This window comes from Nocardioides glacieisoli, assembly GCF_004137245.1.
Classification (GTDB): Bacteria; Actinomycetota; Actinomycetes; order Propionibacteriales; family Nocardioidaceae; genus Nocardioides; species Nocardioides glacieisoli.
This window is the reverse complement of record NZ_SDWS01000004.1, coordinates 296,654-315,004: the sequence shown is the minus strand read 5'-3', so window position 1 is coordinate 315,004 and position 18,351 is coordinate 296,654. Positions and strand designations below refer to the sequence as shown.

The window sequence follows — 18,351 nt, the reverse complement described above, 5'->3', positions numbered from 1 at the left end:
CCGGGATCCCCGGCGGGCCTTCGTCGTAGGTCGAGGGCGGGCAGGCGCGCGGACCGTCAGGGACGTCGGCTAGAACTGACGCATGACTGATCGCGGAACCTCGGCGCTGGTCCTCGGCGGAGGCGGCATCACCGGCATCGCCTGGGAGCTCGGCATCCTGCACGGACTGGCCGAGGCCGGCATCGACCTGACCGGGGCCGACACGGTCGTGGGTACGTCGGCGGGGTCGGTGGTCGGCGCGCAGCTGGGCAGCGGACTCTCGCTCGCCGACCTGTATGCCTCACAGCTCGAGCCCCCGGACGCCGAGCTGGGCGGCAGGCTCTCCCGCATCGCCGCCCTCAAGCTGGTTCCGCCCTACCTCCTGCCGGGCAGCGGTCGAGACAAGCTCGCTCGCGTCGGTCGCGTCGCACGCGCGGCGCACGAGCCCGGGAGCGTCGACCGTGAGGGAGTGATCCGCTCGCGACTCCCGGTCCAGGACTGGCCGGAGCGCGACCTGCGGATCACCGCTGTGGACACCGAGAGCGGCGAGTTCACCGTGTTCACCCGCGACTCGGGTGTGGACCTGGTCTCGGCGGTGGCGGCCAGCTGCGCCGTGCCGACGGTGTGGCCGCCGGTGGAGATCGCGGGACGCACCTACATGGACGGCGGGATGCGCTCGACCGCCAACGTCGACGTCGCGGCAGGGGCGGACCGGGTGGTGGTGCTGGCGCCGCTGCCGAGGGCATTCAGCAAGAACACGTCCATCCGAGCGCAGATGGAGAAGATCGCGCCGCGGGCGTGGTCCGTGGTCACGCCCGATCCCGAGTCGCTCGCTGTCTTCGGCCGCAACCTGCTCGACCCGGCGAAGCGGAAGGTCGCGGCCGAGGCGGGACTTCGCCAGTCCCGCGACCTGGTGGACCAGGTGCGTGGGGTCTGGGCCGCGTGAGGCGTCCCGGCAGGGCAGTCGTGGCACACTCGGCCCGGTGAGCACCCGAGGGGGAACCAGACGTCACGCTGTCGTGGTCGCCTCGGTCGCCCTCGTCGCCGCCCTTGCTGCGCTGCCCGGGACGGCGAGCTCCGCGGGGAACGAGCGACCCGGAGACACGCGTCCCGCGATCACCGTCTCGACCGCCGATCCGATGCGGGGATCTCCCTTCGTGGTCAGCTCGCGGCTCGGCACCCGCATCGCCCGACCGGTGCAGCTGCAACAGCGGCTGGCCGGGCGCTGGACGACGGTCGCGCGTGAGCGGACGAACCGGCGCGGTGTCGCGCACGTGACCTGGTCGACCACCAGTCCGTCCGTCCGGCTGCGCCTCCGTGCCCCACGCGTTCGTCGTTCCGGCGACGTGTACCGCCTGGTCCTCACGCGGGCGATGACCCTCTCCACGCGCGCGGTCCCGACCACGACACCCACCCCGACGCCCACACCGACGCCCACCCCCACGCCCACCCCCACGCCGACGCCCCGACCGCAGACCGCGTCGTTCGTCGCCGGGCGTGATGCGCAGGGGCAGGTGAGGCTCGACATCTCCACGTCCGAGAGCACGCCCGGTCGCGTCGCGACCCTGCAGGCCCGAGACGGTTCGGGCGAGTGGCGCCCCATGGCCTCCCTCACCCTGCCAGCAGGCACCTCGACCACCTTTCCGGCAGTGCTGCCGGCGAGCGAGGTGCGCGGGCAGGAGCTGCGCGTGCACCTGAGCGCGTACGACGGGCTCGACCCGATCGCCACGGCCGTGCTGCAACCGCCGCGCGTCTCGTTGCTGGTGCGACCGGAGCAGGGGGCGTACACGGCCGTGGCGCAGACGGAGGGTCAGGTCGACGCGGTGCGCTTCTTCGTCGACGGCGTCGTCGCGGGCGTGGACGCAGTGCCGCCCTGGGAGCTCGACGCGTCGTGGGGGAGTGGTCGCCACGACGTCGTGGCGCGCGCGGTCGGCCCGGTGGAGAGCGTGCTGTCGCGTGCGGTGGACGTGGTGGTGCCCGTCGGCGCCGTCGACTCGGACACGGGGGTGGCTGCCGGATTCCGTCTGGAGACGGTCCAGAGCGGCCTCGTCCTGCCCACGTCGGCCGCCGTGGCAGGACCCGACCTCGTCCTGGTCTCGGAGAAGGACGGTGGGGTGCAGGCGATCTCGCGAGAGGAAGGCGGTGAATGGGCTCTCCCGCGCGAGGTCCTGGACCTCCGCGACCTCGTCTTCGACGAGGCCGATTCCGGACTCAACGGCATTGCCGTGGACCCGGGCTTCGCCGAGAACGGCTACACCTACCTGTCCCATGCCGTCGACGAGGGCGGCGACGGAGACCGACGGTCGCAGCAGGTCGTCCGCTACCGCTGGGACGGCACCCGGCTCGACCCCGCCTCGCGGCACGTGGTGGTCGGCTCCGTGACGGGACCGGACTGCCACGACCGGGACCGGGTGCGGACTCCGGACTGCATCCCGTTGTACGGCGCCGCCCACACGGTGGGCGACCTGGCTTTCGACGCCGCCGGGAACCTGCTCGTCGGTGTGGGCGACAGCGCGCTGGTGCCGGTCCCCCTGAAGGACCGTCACGAGACCCTCTGGTCGCAGGACCCGGAGGTGCTCGTCGGCAAGATCCTGCGGGTGGACCCGCGGACCGGGCACGGAGTGCCGGGCAACCCGATGTACGCGGGGGACGGCAGCGCGAACTCCTCCCGCGTGCTCGTCATGGGACTGCGCAACCCGTTCCGGTTCGTGGTGGACGGTGATCACCTGGTCGTCGGTGACGTCGGCGAGGAGGCCTACGAGGAGATCGACATCGTCCACCTCGATCAGCCCGCCGGACCGCCCGCCAACTACGGATGGCCGTGCCTGGAGGGCAGCGGCCCCAGCCCGCTCGGGGACGTCAGTGACCCCGGCAGCCCGTGGCATGCGTGCGCCTCGGTGCGGGCGTCCGGCACGGAGGCCCCGGCCTACGCCTACGCGCACACGTCCGAGGGTGGGTCCATCACGGCCGGCGTCCCCATGACCGGCAACCGGTACCCGCCCGCCGTCCGTGACCTGTTCCTCTACGGCGACTACTCCCAGAACCACTTGCGCACGGTGTCCCTGCCGCACGGTGGCGAGGGCAACCCTGGTCCGCCGATCGCCGAGTCCCGGGCGGCGGGCGGCCCAGTGAAGATCTTCGAGGGCCCCGACGGCTGGGTGTGGTCGATCTCCATATACGCCGGCGCCCTGCAGCGGCTGACGTGGTCCGCGGACACGCCGGGGGACGTGTGTGCCGTCGGACAGCTCCGACGCGCGTACCACGACCTCGACGGCCCCGACTCCACGTTCGACCGCGACTATCCCGACGGCCCCTGGTCGTGGCTGCAGCCCTACAGCGACACCCATCTGCCGACCGCGACGATGGGATCCACGGAGTGCGTGTCCGAGGTGCGACTGGAGCCGACGTCGGGGTCGCCGTGGGCGACCGACGACGCGCCGGACGTCCGGGACCACCCCGGCGACCGCTTCGGTGTGTCATGGCGCGGCCGCGTCGAGCTCGAGGGCGGCACCTACCGGTTCGCGGTGCGGGGGAGCGAGTGGATGCGGCTGCGCGTCGACGACGAGCTCGTCCACGACTTCTACTCGAACGACTTCTGGACCGACGCCCGCCATCACGACGTGGTCCTCCAGGCCGGGGTCCACTCGGTGGGCGTGGAGTACCTCCACGGTGACCAGGACCTCGCCTACGCCAGCGCGACGTGGGAGAGGATCGGCGTGCCCCCCGAGGTCGTCCTGGTCACGGGCCGGACCGAGGTCGCCCCCGACGGCAGCCTGTCATGGGAGGTCGGCGTACGCGACGCCGACGGCGACAGCGAGGCCGAGCTCCTGGAGCGCACACGCGTGGTGGCCGAGTTCCTGCACTACAACGGTGTGGGCTTCCACGTGCACCCGTACCGACAGGTGTCGGGAGCCCGGTCGGGGACGATGCACGTCGATGACGGGCATGGCGCGGGCAGCGGACTCATCCGGCTGTGGGCCGAGTCCGTGGACGGGAGTGGCGCAACCGGACGGTCTGCGCCGTCGTACGCCTGCTTCTCCGACGGTGACGTCGGCCCGTGCGCGGACTGATCCCTGTACGGCACCACCGGCGGAATGGCGTCAGGCGCGGGGGACGAGGTGGCGACGCTCCTCGATGAGGCCGAGCTCGTCGAAGGGGTGGCTGGTGGAGGCGGGGCCGGCGAAGCGGTCGTGGCGGGCGTAGCTGACGAGCAGCGAGGCCAGGGCGGTGAGGACGACGAGGGCGATGAATGTGGTCATGGCAGTAATTCTGCTCCCACATCGATCCTGCCACCAGTGGCAGGAATGACAGTGTTAGTTGATTTACTGCCACTGGTGGTGCACGCTGTCCCCATGAAGAAGGTCGTCGCCGTGGTGCAGGACGGGGCCGAGCCGTTCGGGCTCGGCTCGATGTGTGAGGTGTGGGGCGAGCCCTACCACCCCGAGGACGACAACCCGGTCTTCGACTTCCTCGTCGCGACGCCCCGTCCGGGCCGGGTGAAGGGCGCGACGGGCTATGACCTGCACGTCGACCACGCGCTCGACGCCGCCGCCGACGCCGACCTGGTCTGCCTGGTCCCCAAGCGCGGTTATCGCGAGCCGTCCCCCGAGGTGGTCGAGCTGGTTCGCTCCGTCCACGACCGGGGCGGCCTGGTGTTCGGCCACTGCTCGGCCGCCTTCATGATCGGCGAGGCCGGCCTGCTCGACGGTCGTCGCGCCACCACGCACTGGCGCCACGTCGACGAGCTGGCGGCGCGGTTCCCCGAGGCCACCGTCGACGGCAACGTGCTCTACGTCCAGGACGGTTCCATCGTGACCGGCGCGGGTTCCGCCGCCGGCCTGGATGCGTCGCTGCACGTCATGCGCCAGCACTTCGGCGCGCAGGTCGCAGCCACCACCGCTCGCCGGATGGTCGTGCCGCCCCACCGCGACGGCGGTCAGGCCCAGTACATCGCCCGCGCCGTGCCGGTCTGCGAGTCCGAGGCGCTCGCGCCGCTGCTGGCCTGGATCTCCGAGAACCTCGGCGACGAGCTCGACGTCGAGACCCTCGCCCGCCACATGCACATGTCGGCGCGCACCTTCGCCCGCCGCTTCAAGGAGGAGACCGGCACGACCCCCTACAGCTGGATCCTGGGGGAGCGGGTGCGCGCCGCGGAGGAGCTGCTCGAGCAGACCGACCACTCGATCGACTGGATCGCCGGCGAGGTGGGCTTCGGCAACGCCGCCACCCTGCGCCACCACTTCGGCCGATCGCGCGGCGTCAGCCCCCAGGAGTACCGGCGTACGTTCCGGATGTCCGCCTGACCCGTCTCGGCGAGCAACGGACGCGTGCGTGGTGCGGTCGGTGGCCTCGGTAGCCTTGGCCGCGTGAACGCGACTGCGCTGGCCGACCTGTCCGCCGACGACCTCGCCACCCTGCTCGAGGAGCAGCGGGCGGCCTACGAGGAGCTCAAGGAACGCGGTCTCAAGCTCGATCTCACGCGCGGCAAGCCGTCGTCCCAGCAGCTCGACCTCGCCGACGACCTGCTCCGGCTGCCCACCACGACCAAGGACGCGGCGGGCGTCGACGTACGCAACTACGGAGGGCTCGAGGGCCTGCGCGAGCTGCGGGAGATGTTCGCCGAGCTGCTGTGGGTCGAGCCCGAGCAGGTGGTGGCCGGCGGCAGCTCGAGCCTGACGATGATGCGCGACTGCCTCTTCTACCTGACGCTGTTCGGCGGAGTGGACTCCGAGCGGCCGTGGGGCCAGGAGGAGAAGGTCCGCTTCGTGTGCCCGGTGCCGGGCTACGACCGCCACTTCACCCTGCTCGAGAGCCTCGGCATCGAGATGGTGAGCGTCCCGATGAACGACGACGGTCCCGACGTCGATGCCGTCGCCGCCCTGGTCGCCGACGACCCGAGCATCAAGGGCATCTGGATCGTGCCGACCTACGCCAACCCGTCGGGCGCGATCTGCAGCCAGGATGTCGCCGCCCGGTTGGCCGCCATGCCGACCGCGGCGCCGGACTTCAAGATCTTCTGGGACAACGCCTACGCGCTGCACCACCTCACCGAGGAGGAGGCGAAGAGCGCGGACATCCTCACCCTCGCCTCGGCGGCGGGGCACCCGCACCGGCCGATCATGTTCGCCTCGACCTCGAAGATCACCTACGCCGGCGCCGGCGTCGCCTTCCTGGCCGCCTCGACCGACAACGTCGCGTGGTACCTCGGGCACCTCGGCAACGGCTCGATCGGCCCCGACAAGGTCAACCACCTGCGCCACGTCGAGTTCTTCGGCTCGCCGCAGGGCGTGCGAGACCACATGGCCAAGCACCGCGCGATCATCGCGCCGAAGTTCGCCGAGGTCGACCGGGTCCTGACCGAGCGCCTCGGCGGCCGCGGTGTCGCGACGTGGAACACCCCGTCCGGCGGCTACTTCGTCAACCTCGACGTGGTGCCCGGCACGGCGTCGCGCGTGGTGGCGTTGGCCAAGGAGGCCGGCATCGCGCTGACGCCCGCCGGGTCGTCGTACCCCTACAAGCAGGACCCCGACGACACCAACATCCGGCTCGCGCCGACCATGCCCCCGCTCGTCGAGGTCACGTCGGCGATGGAGGGCGTGGCGACGTGCGTGCTCCTGGCCGCGCTCGAGAAGCAAGCCTGAGGTCCGCTCACGCGGCGACGCGCTCGCGCTGCAGCCCGCCGCGGACCAGGTCGGCGTACCGCCCACCGAGGAGGAGCAGCTCCTCGTGGGTGCCGGTCTCGACGACGCGGCCGCGGTGCAGCACCGCGATCCGGTCCGCGTTGCGCACCGTGGACAGCCGGTGCGCGATCGTGATGGTCGTGCGGGTGCGGGTCACGTCGTCGAGCGTGGCGAGGATCGACCGCTCGGTCTCGTTGTCGAGGGCGCTCGTCGCCTCGTCGAGCACGAGGACGGCCGGGTCGCGCAGGAGCGTGCGGGCGATGGCCAGGCGCTGCTGCTCACCGCCGGAGAAGCGGTGGCCGCGGGAGCCGACGACCGTGTCGTAGCCCTCGGGCAGCGACGAGATCAGGTCGTGGATGCGGGCCTCGCGGGCTGCCTGCTCGATCTGCTCGTCGGTGGCGTCGGGCCGGGCGTGGCGCAGGTTGTCGCGCACGCTCGCGTGCATCAGGTACGTCTCCTGGGTGACCACGCCGACGAGGTCGGCCAGGTCGGTGAGGGCGAGGTCGCGGACGTCCACGCCGTCGATGGTGACCCGGCCGGTCGTCGCGTCGTGCAGGCGCGGCACCAGCGAGGCCAGCGTCGACTTGCCGCTGCCGGTCTCGCCGACCAGTGCCAGCGTGCTGCCCGCGGGGACGTGGAGGTCGATGCCGGACAGCACGGGCCGCCCGGCGTCGTACGCGAAACCGACGGCCTCGAACCGCACCTCGCCCGCGGCTTCGTCGCGGGACAGTCGTGACGGCGTGGCGGGCTCGTCGATCTCGACGGGGAGGTCGGAGTACTCGAAGATCCTGCTGAAGAGCGCCATCGACGCGGTGAGGTCGACGCCGACGTTGAGCAGGCCCATCAGCGGGCGAAAGAGGTTGCCCTGGAGGGCGATGAAGGCGACGAGCGTGCCGATGGTCATCCCGCCGGACGTCGCCGGGAAGCCGGCGGCGAGGTAGATCGCGGCGGGGACGGCTGCGAAGACGACGTTCATCGTCGCCATCCGCCAGCGGCCGGCCAGGCGCGAGCGGATCTCGAGGCCGACGAGGTCGGCCGAGGTCTCCTCGAACCTCGCGGTGAGCCGCGGGGAGGCGCCGAGGGTCTTGGTGAGCAGCACGCCGCTCACCGAGAGTCCCTCCTCGATCTGGACGTGCAGGTCGGCGAGGCGGCGCTGGCGCTCGCCCGTCACCCGGTGGCGCATCCGCGCGACCTGGCGCGTGAGGAGGACGGCCGGCGGGAGCACGACGAGGGAGAGCAGCGCGAGGCGCCAGCTCAGGGCGACCATCGCGACGGCGGTGCCGACGACGACGGTGAGGTTGGCGGCGATCGAGGTGGCGGTCTGGGTCACGACGCCCTGCATGCTGCCGATGTCGTTGACCAGGCGCGACTGCACCTCACCGCCGCGCGTGCGGGTGAAGAAGCCGAGCGACTGGCGCTGGAGGTGGGCGAAGAGGTCGCTGCGTAGCCGGTGCATCACGCGCTGGCCCACGGCGGTCGAGAGCCAGGTCTGGACGACGCCGATCACGGCGGTCGCGACGGCGACACCGAGCATCGCGCCGACGAGGAGCAGCAGGAGTCGTACGTCCTGGCGGGGGAGCGCCTCGTCGATGACGTGGCGCACGAGGAACGGCTGGGCCAGGCCGACGGCAGAGCTGAGCACGATGAGTGCGACGACGACGGCGAGGGTGGCGCGGTGCGGCGCGAAGAGCCGCGCGATGCGGCGCAGCGACACGGGGGAGTCCGCCAGCTGGCGGAGGTCGGCAGGATCGGGGCGGCCGGCGCGGGAGCCGCGCGAGCGTCGATCTCCGGTGTGGGAGTCCGAGTGGTCAGCCATGCGACCAGCTCCTCTCGTTGGGAGGCAGTGGAATGTGAGGTAACCTCACTATGAGGTAGCAACGCGACACCGAGCGGAGGTATTCCCGTGGCCGAGCACCCGACCGGCGACCTGGTGATGGCGCTGGCGCGGCGCGTGCGGCGCGAGCACGCGGAGTCGCTCGCCGAATGGGACGTCACGCCCTCCCAGGCCCGGGCCCTGCGGGTGCTGTCGTCACGCGACGAGGGGATGCGGCCCTCGGCCCTCGCCGACGAGCTGCGGATCGCTCCGCGCTCGGCCACCGACGTGGTCGACGGGCTGGAGGCGCGCGGGTGGGTCTCGCGAGCGGCCGACCCGAGCGACCGCCGGGCGACCGTGCTGAGTCTCACCACTGACGGTCGCGAGCTGGTCGAGCGGATCGAGGGAGTACGACGTCTCGCGTCGGAGCGGGTGCTGGACGTGCTCACGGATGCGCAGCGTCGTACGCTCCACGAGATCCTGACCGTCGTCGTGGGGGAGCGCCAGTGACCGTTCGTGTGGGCCTGACCGGCGGCATCGCCTCCGGCAAGAGCAGCGTGTCGGCGATCCTCGCCGAGCTGGGGGCGGTCGTGATCGACGCCGACCTGATTGCGCGCGAGGTGGTGGCGCGGGGCACCCCCGGGCTCGACGCGGTGGTCGCGGAGTTCGGGCCGGAGCTGCTCACGTCCGAGGGGGACCTCGACCGGCCCGCCATGGGCGCGCTGGTGTTCGGTGACGCGGCCGAACGCAAGCGGCTCGAGGCGATCATCCACCCGCTGGTGCACGCCCGGAGCGCCGAGCTCGAGGCAGAGGCGGGCGACCACGCCGTCGTCGTGCACGACATCCCGCTGCTCGCCGAGGTCGGACGCGCCGGGTCGTTCGACGAGGTGATCGTGGTGGATGCGCCGGCCGACCTGCAGGTCTCCCGGATGGTGGAGGACCGCGGGTGGACCCGCGAGGACGCCGAGTCCCGGATCGCTGCCCAGGCGACGCGGGAGGACCGGCTGGCCATCGCCACCCACGTGATCGAGAACACCGGGACCCTCTCCGACCTCCGTGCCCGCGTGGAGGAGATCTACGCCGTCCTCGCGGCGCGCGCCTGACGTTTCTTCCTCGCCGGGGTGCGGCCGGTAACGTCCCGGACGTGTCCTCGATCCGTCCCCGCCTGGCCGTGATCGCCGCCGGAGCCCTGCTGGTCAGCGGCTGCGCCGGCCTCGGGGCGGAACCCTCCGGTGACGCCTCGCCCGCGACCTCGACGGCGACCCCGTCGGAGTCCACTGCTCCTGCGGAGACGCCGACAGCCTCGGAGACGCCCGAGGACCCTGACACCCCGACCTCGTGGGGGCCGACGATCGGCGAGCTCGAGGAGGCGCAGGAGCTCGTCAGCGGCTGGACGCCCGAGCAGCTCGCCGGCGGCGTGATCGTCGGGCGCTTCCACGGCAGCGACCCCGCCGAGCCGGCAGCGATGGTGCGCGACCTGCACCTCGCCGGCGTCTCGGTCACCACCGCCAATGTCGTGGACCGCGACCAGGTGCTTGCCATGACCTCCGCACTGGCCGACGCGGCCGCCGCGGACGGTCGCGACTTCCCCCCGGTGATCGGCGTCGACCAGGAGGGCGGCTACGTCTCCCACCTGCGCGGCATCGCCACCGAGTTCCCGCACTTCCAGACCGCCGGCCTCGCGATCCAGGCCGACCCCCGCCTCGGCCGACGGGTGATCCGCGAGGCGGCCCTGACGACCGGGCTCGAGCTGCGCGGCCTCGGCTTCACCTGGGTCTTCGCGCCGGTCGCCGACGTCACCATCGGTGCGGCCGACCCCACCATCGGCGCACGGTCGCCGTCCGAGGACCCGAACGTCGCCGCCGCGGCGATCGGCGCGGCGATCAAGGGCTACGACGACGCGGGCATCGTCTCGACCGTCAAGCACTTCCCGGGCCACGGCACCGCCACCAGCGACAGCCACGACACGCTGCCGGTCGTCGGCTCGACGCTCGCCGAGATCGAGGCGCACGACCTGCCGCCCTTCGCCTCGGCGATCGTCAACGCAGCGCCCGCCGTGATGATGAGCCACCTCGACCTGACCTCGATCGCCCCCGACGTGCCCGCGAGCATGGCACCCGAGGTGTACGACCTGCTCCGCGACGACCTCGGCTTCGAGGGCGTGACGATCACCGACTCCCTCGGCATGGGCGCGGTCGGTGGACGGCCGACCCCGGCACTGCAGGCGCTCGAGGCCGGCGCCGACCTGCTGCTGATGCCGGTCGACACCGCAGTCACCCACCAGATCGTGGTGGACGCGATCACGTCGGGCGCCGTCTCCCGCGAGCGCGTCGAGGAGGCCGCCGCCCGCGTCGTCGCCGTCCAGATGTGGCAGGCCCGGCTGGCAGCAGAACGGCCCGTGCCCCCTGACGTGGTCGAGAAGGCACGGGCCGCGAGCGCGGACCTGGAGTCCGCGGCGTACTGATCAATCAGGCTGGTCGCGGCCTGAGAGTGCGTGCCTGGCAAGGCCGAGAAGCGAAGGCGACCTTGGAGCGGAGCGGGTCGTCGAGCGCCGAGAACGCTGCCAGGTGCGTGCTATCAGGCTGCGAGGTCGGGGTCTCCGGCGCGGCGCAGCTTTTGGAGGGCCTCCCGCTCGAGCTGGCGGACCCGCTCGGCGGAGATGCCGTGGCGGGCACCGATGTCGGCGAGCTTGTGCTGGCGGCCGTCGGCCAGGCCGTAGCGGGCCCGGACGATGTCGGCGGACCGCGGGTCGAGGATCCCGACCAGGTCCTCGAGCCGCTGCTTGGCCTCGGCGTCGAGGAAGTTGAGGTCCGGACCGGGAGCGGTCTCCTGGGCCATCAGGTCACCCAGCGAGGTGTCGCCGTCCTCGTCGACCGGGGTGTCCAGCGAGACGTGCTCGCGGCCCCAGCTCATCAGGTCGAGGACCCGGTCGATGTCCATGCCGAGCTCGGTGGCGATCTCGTGCGGCTCCGGATCGCGGCCGAGCTGGCGCTCGAGCGTGCGACGCGCGCTGCCGACCTGGTTGAGCTCCTCGACCACGTGCACGGGGAGGCGTACGACGCGGGCCTGCTGCGCGATGCCGCGCGTGATCGCCTGCCGGACCCACCACGTGGCGTAGGTCGAGAACTTGTAGCCCTTGGTGTAGTCGAACTTCTCGACCGCACGGATCAGGCCGGTGTTGCCCTCCTGGATCAGGTCGAGCATCGGCATCTGGGAGCGGCCGTACTTGCGGGCGATGGACACCACGAGCCGGAGGTTGGCCTCGATGAACCGGTCGACGGCGAGCCGACCCTGCTCGGCGAGCCACTCGAGCTCCTCCTCGTTGGCGGTCATCGGAGCACCGCCCTTGCGGCGGCCGATGCGGCCGGTGTCGAGCAGGTGCTGGGCCAGCAGGCCTGCCTCGATGGTCTTGGAGAGCTCGACCTCGGTCTCGGCGTCGAGCAGCGGGGTGCGGGCGATCTCGTCCAGGTAGAGCCCGACGCTGTCGCGGCCCTCGATCTCACGGGTGGTGCTGGTGCGCTTGGCCTGTGCAGTGCTCATGTCCGTCCTCCTGCTTCTCGTGCGATCACCCCGTGTCGCACATCTGGTCCAACACCCGTGTCCGTTGCGAGATTCCCTTGCGGATTTCAGTTGGCGGATTTCGGTGCCTTCACCTGCCATGACGAGCCAGTGACCCGAGGAGTTGCACGATCCGCCAACTCTCAGGGACTTCTCAGGGGGTTCCCCTCAAGCGGTGGGGGCATGCAGGCATGGTCCGAGGGGTGGACCTCGGCGCCCTGGTCGTGTCGGTGGAGAACCTGTGCACGAACGACGCGTTGCCTGTGGAGCACGGCACGACTTCTGTGGGGAACCCTGTGGGACCCGAAGTTTGTCGACGAAACCCTTGCGGCCAGATCCCCGGGGGACATAGAACTCTCCCTACCGGAACCGCTTCGGCGGGGCCGGGGATCGGATCGGAAGAACAGCTCCACCCGGCGACTTGCTCGCCGCGCAGGCCCGGTGACGGGGACTGTGGGAGCCGGACGCCGGTGCGGTGGCTCGGACGTCACCATCCCGGGCAAACCGAGGGGCTCCTGATGCTCATACCATCTGGAGCCCCTCACCACATTTGCGCCGCTAGGCTGCCCGCTCGACCGGGCGCGGTGCAAGTCGGGCCCAGTGAACAACGGGTGTCGTCCGGGGGCCCGTGGTGCTGCAGACGACCTGAGGCTTACTCCTCCGGCGGAGGCTCCCAGCGGTGGAGGGCAGGGTCGTCCATCCGGAAGCTGCGAACCGGTCCGGGTGGCGTCTCGGCGGTCTCGAAGCGGACGGTGACCACGCCGGACCCCGACCCCCACACCCAGCCCGGCCCCATCTCGTCGTGCACGACATCGGCGCCGGGCGGCCAGGAGCGGCGCGGCGGCTCGGGGAGGGTGACCTCCACCTCCTCCTCGTCAGGTGCGTCGCCGAAGAGGTCCTCCTGCACCCAGTCCGCCAGCCCCGAGACGCCGACGCCGAGGAGGCGGACGCCGCCGGTGGTGTCGAGGTCGCCGAGGAGCGCGCGGGCGATCCGGGCGATCGTGGTGCCGTCGTCGGTGGGGCTGGACAGCGTGCTGGAGCGGCTCAGGGTCGTGAAGTCGTGCAGCCGCACCTTGATCGACACGGTGCGCCCGGAGAAGCCGTTCTTGCGCATCCGGGTGCCGACCTCCTTGGCCTGGCGGGTGAGCAGGCCCGCCATCAGCTTGCGGTCGTTGAGGTCGGCGTCGTAGGTGCCCTCGACGCTGATCGACTTCGCCTCGCGCTCGGCGACGACGGGGCGGGAGTCCTGCGCGCGGGCGAGCCGCCACAACCCGTGCCCCTGTGCCTGGCCCAGCAGGCTGACGAGCTCGTCCTCGCTGACCAGCTCAAGCTCGGCGATGGTGTGGATCCCGGCCCGGCGGAGCCGTTCCCTGGTCGCCGGGCCGACGCCGGGGATCACCTTGACGTCCATCGGCCGCAGCAGCTCGAGCTCGCTGCCCGGCGGCACGACCGTCATCCCGTCGGGCTTGTCGAGCTCGCTCGCGACCTTGGCGAGGAACTTGGACGAGGCGATCCCGACGGTCGCGGTGAGTCCGCCCGTGACCTCGTGCACCCGGCGGCGCAGCTCCGTCCCGACCTCGGTCACCGTCGCGACGTCGAGGTCGTCCAGCCCGGCGGCCGCCAGGTCGACGAAGGCCTCGTCGAGCGAGAGCGGCTCGACGAGCGGGGACAGGTCGCGCAGCGCCTGCATCACCAGCTTGCTCGTCTCGCGGTAGGCGTGGAACCGGCCGCTCAGGAAGGCCGCGTGCGGGCACCGGGCCCGCGCCTCCCGGCCCGACATCGCCGACCCGACGCCGAACTTCCTGGCTTCGTACGACGCGGTGGACACCACGCCGCGACCCCCGGTTCCCCCGACGATGACCGGCTTGCCCCGCAGTGACGGCTTGTCGCGCTGCTCGACGGCGGCGAAGAAGGCGTCCAGGTCGAGGTGGAGGATCGACGCGGTCGCACGCACCGCTCCATCCTCTCAGTCGGACGGTCGCGTGCCGTTGCGGGCCGACGAACGGGCCATCAAGCGTCCACAGGTCGCGTGGGGAGCGGCTTCTCCACAGGGGGTCGGCGCTAGGGGCGTGGGACGTCGGTGGCCGCGGGAAGCGTCCTCGTCATGGACTCCACCTCACCCCGACGCTCACCCGAACCCACCTCGACCACCGCTGCTCCCGCGACCCGGCTCCGGGCACGCACCCCCGACGACCTCGCTGCCTTCGTCCCGCTGGCCCTCGGGTTCGTGCCCGAGCGGTCGGTGGTGATGATCAGCGTCGGCTCCCCGGGCGGCATGCACGCCCGCGTCGACCTGCCCCACGACCCTGACGACGTCGACGACGTGGTCGAGGCGCTGCTGCGACCCGCGCGCAGCAACGGCGTCCGCGAGGTGGTCGTGATGGTCTACGACGACGACACGACCGTCGCCGACGAGGCCGCGTGGGCGCTCCACGAGGAGCTCACCGCCGCGGGCATCAGCGTGCGCGAGGTGCTGCGCGTCCACGACGACCACTGGTACGCCGTCCTCCCCGGCGCGCCGCTCGCCGCCTACCGGGGGGTGCCGTTCGTGCTCGCCGAGCACGCCTTCACCGCCCAGGGCGTCTTCGACGGCCGGGTCACCCACGCCAGCCGCGAGGCGCTGCGCGCGACCATCGACCAGGACCACGACGCGGCCCGCACCCTCGAGCCCCTCCTCGCAGGGGCGACCGCCCTGCCGACCGGGTGCCTGGCGACGTTGGTGCGCGGCCACCAGGGCACGGCGGGGTCGACCTTCACGCCGACGGAGCTGGCAGCCGTCGCGGTGTCGCTCCCGCGAGGTGACCTGCGCGACGAGGCGTGGACGTGGCTCGATCGCGCCGACGCCCGACGGGCCGTCGACCTGTGGTCGGACGCCGTACGGCGCCTGCCGACGAGCCACGTCGCGGGGCCGGCGGCGGTGCTGGCGTTCGTCGCCTGGCTCGTCGGCGACGGCGCCCTCGCCTGGTGCGCGGTCGACCGGTGCCGCGAGGCCGATCCGACGCACTCGCTCGCGTCGCTGGTCGCCCAGCTGCTCGACTCGGCGACCTCGCCCGACCTCTGGGAGGAGCTGCGTCCACGGCTCGGCTCGTCCTCGTGCCGGACGTCCGATCCGGCGGCGTGAGACCGCCCTTCGGGACGGTTCCCGCCGACGTGGGGGGTGACTAGGGTGCGGACATGGGAGAAGAGGTCGACCAGCAGGAGTTCAGCAGGGCGGACCGGACGCGCCACCGGGAGAAGGTGCGTCGCAACCTCGACGTGTTCGCCCGGATGCTCCGTGAGGCGCGTTTCGACACCGACGACCCGATGACCGGGCTGGAGATGGAGCTCAACCTCATCGACGACGTCGGCGACCCGGCGCTGAAGAACGCCGAGGTGCTCGAGGCGATCGCCGACCCCGACTTCCAGACGGAGCTCGGCCAGTTCAACATCGAGATCAACCTCGCGCCGGCGAAGCTGCGCGACGGCGGGCTGACGACGTTCGAGGAGAGCCTGCGCCGCTCGCTCAACGACGCCGAGGAGAAGGCCGCCAAGGTCGGCGCCCACCAGGTGATGATCGGCATCCTGCCGACTCTCGCCGAGGGACACATGGATCCCTCGAGCCTCAGCGCCAACCCGCGCTACAAGCTGCTGTCCGAGCAGATCCTCGCCGCCCGCGGCGAGGACATCACGATCAGCATCTCGGGTCGCGAGCGCCTCACCACGACCGCGGACTCGATCGTCCCCGAGGCCGCGTGCACCAGCACCCAGTTCCACGTGCAGACCTCGCCCGACCAGTTCGCTGACTACTGGAACGCCGCCCAGGCGATCGCGGGCGTCCAGCTCGCGGTGTCGGCGAACTCGCCCTTCCTGCTCGGCAAGGAGCTGTGGCGCGAGACGCGCATCCCGCTCTTCGAGCAGGCGACCGACACCCGCAGCGAGGAGCTCAAGGCGCAGGGCGTCCGACCGCGGGTGTGGTTCGGCGAGCGGTGGATCACCTCGGTCTTCGACCTCTTCGAGGAGAACGTCCGCTACTTCCCGGCCCTCCTCCCGGTCACCGACGAGGAGGACCCGCTCGAGGTGCTCGAGTCCGGTGGCACGCCCGCGCTCCACGAGCTGCGCCTCCACAACGGCACGATCTACCGCTGGAACCGCCCCGTCTACGACATCGCCGACGGCATGCCCCACCTGCGGGTGGAGAACCGGCTCCTCGCGGCCGGCCCGACCGTCGCCGACACCATCGCCAACGCCGCCCTGTGGTTCGGCCTGATCCGGTTCCTCGCCGAGAGCGAGCGGCCCCTGTGGTCGCAGATGTCGTTCTCCGCGGCCGAGGAGAACTTCCAGGTCGCCGCCCAGATGGGCGTCGACGCGCAGATCTACTGGCCGGGTATCGGCCAGGTCCGCGCCACCGAGCTGGTGCTGCGCCGACTGCTGCCGATGGCGCGCGCCGGGCTCGACTCGTGGGGCGTGCCGGCCGAGGAGAGCGACCGCTACCTCGGGATCATCGAGCAGCGCTGCCAGGCCGGGACCAGCGGCGCCGCGTGGTTCGTCGAGCGGGTGCGCGAGCGTGGGGGAGAGGATCGCTTCGACGCGCTGCGCGCCACGCTCCTCGAGTACCGCGAGCGGATGCACAGCAACGAGCCGGTGCACCTCTGGGACTGAGGCGCCTCACGACGCCGGCCGGTGACGCGGACGCAGCCGGCGCCACTCACGCCGTACGCCGCTGACCGGGTCGAACCACCCGCGACGCGTCACCACGACCAGCCCGACCGGCTCTCCGATGCTGCTGCACGCCCAGGCGACCGGTCCCAGCCACAGGAGGTCGTCGTCGTGCGTGCTGAGCTCGCCGGGCCGGGTCAGCCAGACGACCGGTCGCGGCACCATCGCCCTGGCCCGGACGACGAGGGCGAGCACGAGGTCCGCTCGCGCCCCCGCGTCGGCGAGTGGAGGGTCCTCGAGGTGGACGACGCTGCGACCCGGCACTCCCGCGTGCAGGGCGGCAGGGAAGCGACGGCGGTGCTCGCCCTCGACGAGCTCGAGCACGGCGGAGCGCAGCGCGACGTGGGTGTGCCGGTCGATGGGTGCGCGCAGGGCGAGGTGCGGTGCCGCGAGGTGGGGCATGGCCTCACCCTGCCGGAGGTACGACGCTGCGGTGCGGCTCTCCACAGGCTGCCCAACCCCGCTCGTTTCCGTTACGGTGCCCACAGGCCGACCGCGACGCGCGGTGGCCCTCGAGAGGAGACACCATGGGCACCGTCGTCGTCGGATACGTCCCCAAGCCGGAGGGCGAAGCCGCCCTCGCTGCCGGCATCAACGAGGCGAAGCTGCGGGGCAGCAAGCTCGTCGTGGTGAATTCCCACCGGGGTGGCCAGGAGTTCGACCGGACCAAGGCCCAGGCGGCCGAGGACGACATGGCGGGCATCAAGACCCGCCTCGAGGAGGCCGGTGTCGAGCACGACATCCGCCAGCTCGTGCGCGGCTTCGAGCCTGCCGAGGACCTGATCAGCATCGCCGAGGCCAACAACGCCGAGCTCCTCGTGATCGGCCTGCGCCGCCGCTCGCCCGTCGGCAAGCTCATCCTCGGCAGCAACGCCCAGCGCGTCCTCCTCGACGCCCCCTGCCCCGTCCTGGCGGTCAAGGCCTAGTCACGCGCGACCCCGGACGTCATACGGACGGGGCATCCGCTTGCTCTCTCCGTATGACGTTGCGGCTGGGTGCGCGATGATGGGCGCATGGGCTTCCAGATCACCGGCGACCCGGCCGCCGACAAGGTTCTCGACGACTCCAGCTTCGCGCTGCTGGCCGGGATGATGCTCGACCAGCAGTACCCGATGGAGCACGCCTTCCGCGGCCCGGCGAAGGTGGTCGACCGGTTCGGCACGTTCGCCCCCGACGCGATCGCGTCCGCAGACCCCGAGCAGTTCGCAGCGATGGCGTCCACGCCGCCGGCCATCCACCGCTTCCCGGGGTCGATGGCCGCGCGCCTGCAGGAACTCGCCCGGATCGTGGAGGAGACCTACGGCGGTGACGCCTCGCGGCTGTGGACCGAGGCCAGAGACGGCAAGGACCTGCTGAAGCGCGTGATGTCCCTGCCGGGCTTCGGCAAGCAGAAGGCCCAGATCTTCGTGGCGCTGCTGGCCAAGCAGCTCGACGTACGACCGGAGGGGTGGGAGGCCGCCGTCGGTGACTACGCCCTCGAGGGTCACCGCTCGGTCGCGGACGTCGTCGACGCCGAGTCGCTGCAGAAGGTGCGCGACTTCAAGAAGGCCAAGAAGGCCGCGGCACGCGGGTCGGACTGACCCGGTTCGGTCCCTCAGGTCAGCCGTGGCAGAATGACGACGCGGC

16 protein-coding genes are annotated in these 18,351 nt (G+C 71.9%); 11 read left to right on the top strand and 5 right to left on the bottom strand.

The features are described 5' to 3' along the window. The first annotated feature begins 82 nt into the window (after positions 1-82). Both EUA06_RS11320 and EUA06_RS11310 read left to right on the top strand, forming a co-directional pair. The gene (locus EUA06_RS11320) at positions 83-925 is read left to right on the top strand and encodes a patatin-like phospholipase family protein (protein WP_129475595.1); all 843 of its coding nucleotides are present in this window, start codon (positions 83-85) and stop codon (positions 923-925) included. 37 nt (positions 926-962) lie between these two features. Further along, positions 963-4,049: a PQQ-dependent sugar dehydrogenase gene (locus EUA06_RS11310; RefSeq protein ID WP_165354354.1), complete on the top strand. Its 3,087-nt coding sequence runs from the start codon at positions 963-965 to the stop codon at positions 4,047-4,049. Between the two features lie 30 nt (positions 4,050-4,079). On the opposite strand, the gene EUA06_RS22435 is transcribed toward EUA06_RS11310, so the two are convergent. Continuing rightward, positions 4,080-4,238, bottom strand: coding sequence for a hypothetical protein (locus tag EUA06_RS22435; RefSeq protein WP_165354353.1), 159 nt, complete (start codon positions 4,236-4,238; stop codon positions 4,080-4,082). 93 nt (positions 4,239-4,331) lie between these two features. On the opposite strand from EUA06_RS22435, the gene EUA06_RS11305 reads away from it, so the two are divergent. Then, on the top strand, positions 4,332-5,282 hold the full coding sequence (locus EUA06_RS11305; RefSeq protein WP_129475589.1) for a GlxA family transcriptional regulator: 951 nt from the start codon (positions 4,332-4,334) through the stop codon (positions 5,280-5,282). Positions 5,283-5,345: 63 nt separating this feature from the next. Continuing rightward, positions 5,346-6,620, top strand: a complete 1,275-nt coding sequence (locus EUA06_RS11300; RefSeq protein WP_129475587.1) for an aspartate aminotransferase type Ic — start codon at positions 5,346-5,348, stop codon at positions 6,618-6,620. A gap of 7 nt (positions 6,621-6,627) precedes the next feature. On the opposite strand, the gene EUA06_RS11295 is transcribed toward EUA06_RS11300, so the two are convergent. Continuing rightward, positions 6,628-8,475: an ABC transporter ATP-binding protein gene (locus EUA06_RS11295; RefSeq protein ID WP_129475585.1), complete on the bottom strand. Its 1,848-nt coding sequence runs from the start codon at positions 8,473-8,475 to the stop codon at positions 6,628-6,630. An 87-nt stretch (positions 8,476-8,562) separates the two neighbouring features. Here EUA06_RS11295 and EUA06_RS11290 point away from each other — a divergent pair, with 87 nt between their 5' ends. From EUA06_RS11290 to EUA06_RS11280, 3 genes are read left to right on the top strand one after another with little or no spacing between them, the layout of a single operon-like run. Further along, positions 8,563-8,982: a MarR family winged helix-turn-helix transcriptional regulator gene (locus EUA06_RS11290; protein ID WP_207208312.1), complete on the top strand. Its 420-nt coding sequence runs from the start codon at positions 8,563-8,565 to the stop codon at positions 8,980-8,982. Next, positions 8,979-9,575, top strand: a complete 597-nt coding sequence (gene coaE, locus EUA06_RS11285; protein WP_129475583.1) for a dephospho-CoA kinase — start codon at positions 8,979-8,981, stop codon at positions 9,573-9,575. Before EUA06_RS11290 ends, coaE begins: the two co-directional genes overlap by 4 nt. A 41-nt stretch (positions 9,576-9,616) precedes the next feature. Beyond that, the gene (locus tag EUA06_RS11280) at positions 9,617-10,936 is read left to right on the top strand and encodes a glycoside hydrolase family 3 N-terminal domain-containing protein (RefSeq protein WP_129475581.1); all 1,320 of its coding nucleotides are present in this window, start codon (positions 9,617-9,619) and stop codon (positions 10,934-10,936) included. A gap of 113 nt (positions 10,937-11,049) precedes the next feature. On the opposite strand, the gene EUA06_RS11275 is transcribed toward EUA06_RS11280, so the two are convergent. Further along, complete coding sequence (locus EUA06_RS11275; protein ID WP_129475579.1) at positions 11,050-12,012, bottom strand: sigma-70 family RNA polymerase sigma factor; 963 nt, start codon at positions 12,010-12,012, stop codon at positions 11,050-11,052. Positions 12,013-12,682: 670 nt separating this feature from the next. Next, a complete protein-coding gene (locus EUA06_RS11270; protein ID WP_129475577.1) occupies positions 12,683-13,984 on the bottom strand; it encodes a DNA polymerase IV in 1,302 nt (433 codons plus the stop codon). 150 nt (positions 13,985-14,134) lie between these two features. Between EUA06_RS11270 and EUA06_RS11265 the strand changes: the two genes are divergently transcribed. Continuing rightward, positions 14,135-15,151, top strand: a complete 1,017-nt coding sequence (locus EUA06_RS11265) for a DUF4192 domain-containing protein (protein WP_129475575.1) — start codon at positions 14,135-14,137, stop codon at positions 15,149-15,151. A 53-nt stretch (positions 15,152-15,204) separates the two neighbouring features. After that, positions 15,205-16,668 carry a glutamate-cysteine ligase family protein gene (locus EUA06_RS11260; protein ID WP_129475573.1) on the top strand — a complete coding sequence of 488 codons (1,464 nt, stop codon included), beginning with the start codon at positions 15,205-15,207 and terminating at the stop codon, positions 16,666-16,668. A gap of 6 nt (positions 16,669-16,674) precedes the next feature. Here the strand turns inward: EUA06_RS11260 and EUA06_RS11255 are convergent, their stop codons facing one another. Then, a complete protein-coding gene (locus EUA06_RS11255; protein WP_129475571.1) occupies positions 16,675-17,127 on the bottom strand; it encodes a hypothetical protein in 453 nt (150 codons plus the stop codon). 125 nt (positions 17,128-17,252) lie between these two features. Between EUA06_RS11255 and EUA06_RS11250 the strand changes: the two genes are divergently transcribed. Both EUA06_RS11250 and EUA06_RS11245 read left to right on the top strand, forming a co-directional pair. Beyond that, positions 17,253-17,651 carry a universal stress protein gene (locus EUA06_RS11250; protein WP_129475569.1) on the top strand — a complete coding sequence of 133 codons (399 nt, stop codon included), beginning with the start codon at positions 17,253-17,255 and terminating at the stop codon, positions 17,649-17,651. 87 nt (positions 17,652-17,738) lie between these two features. After that, entirely contained in the window at positions 17,739-18,305 is a 567-nt protein-coding gene (locus tag EUA06_RS11245) for an HhH-GPD-type base excision DNA repair protein (protein ID WP_129475568.1), read from the top strand. Positions 18,306-18,351 lie beyond the last annotated feature (46 nt).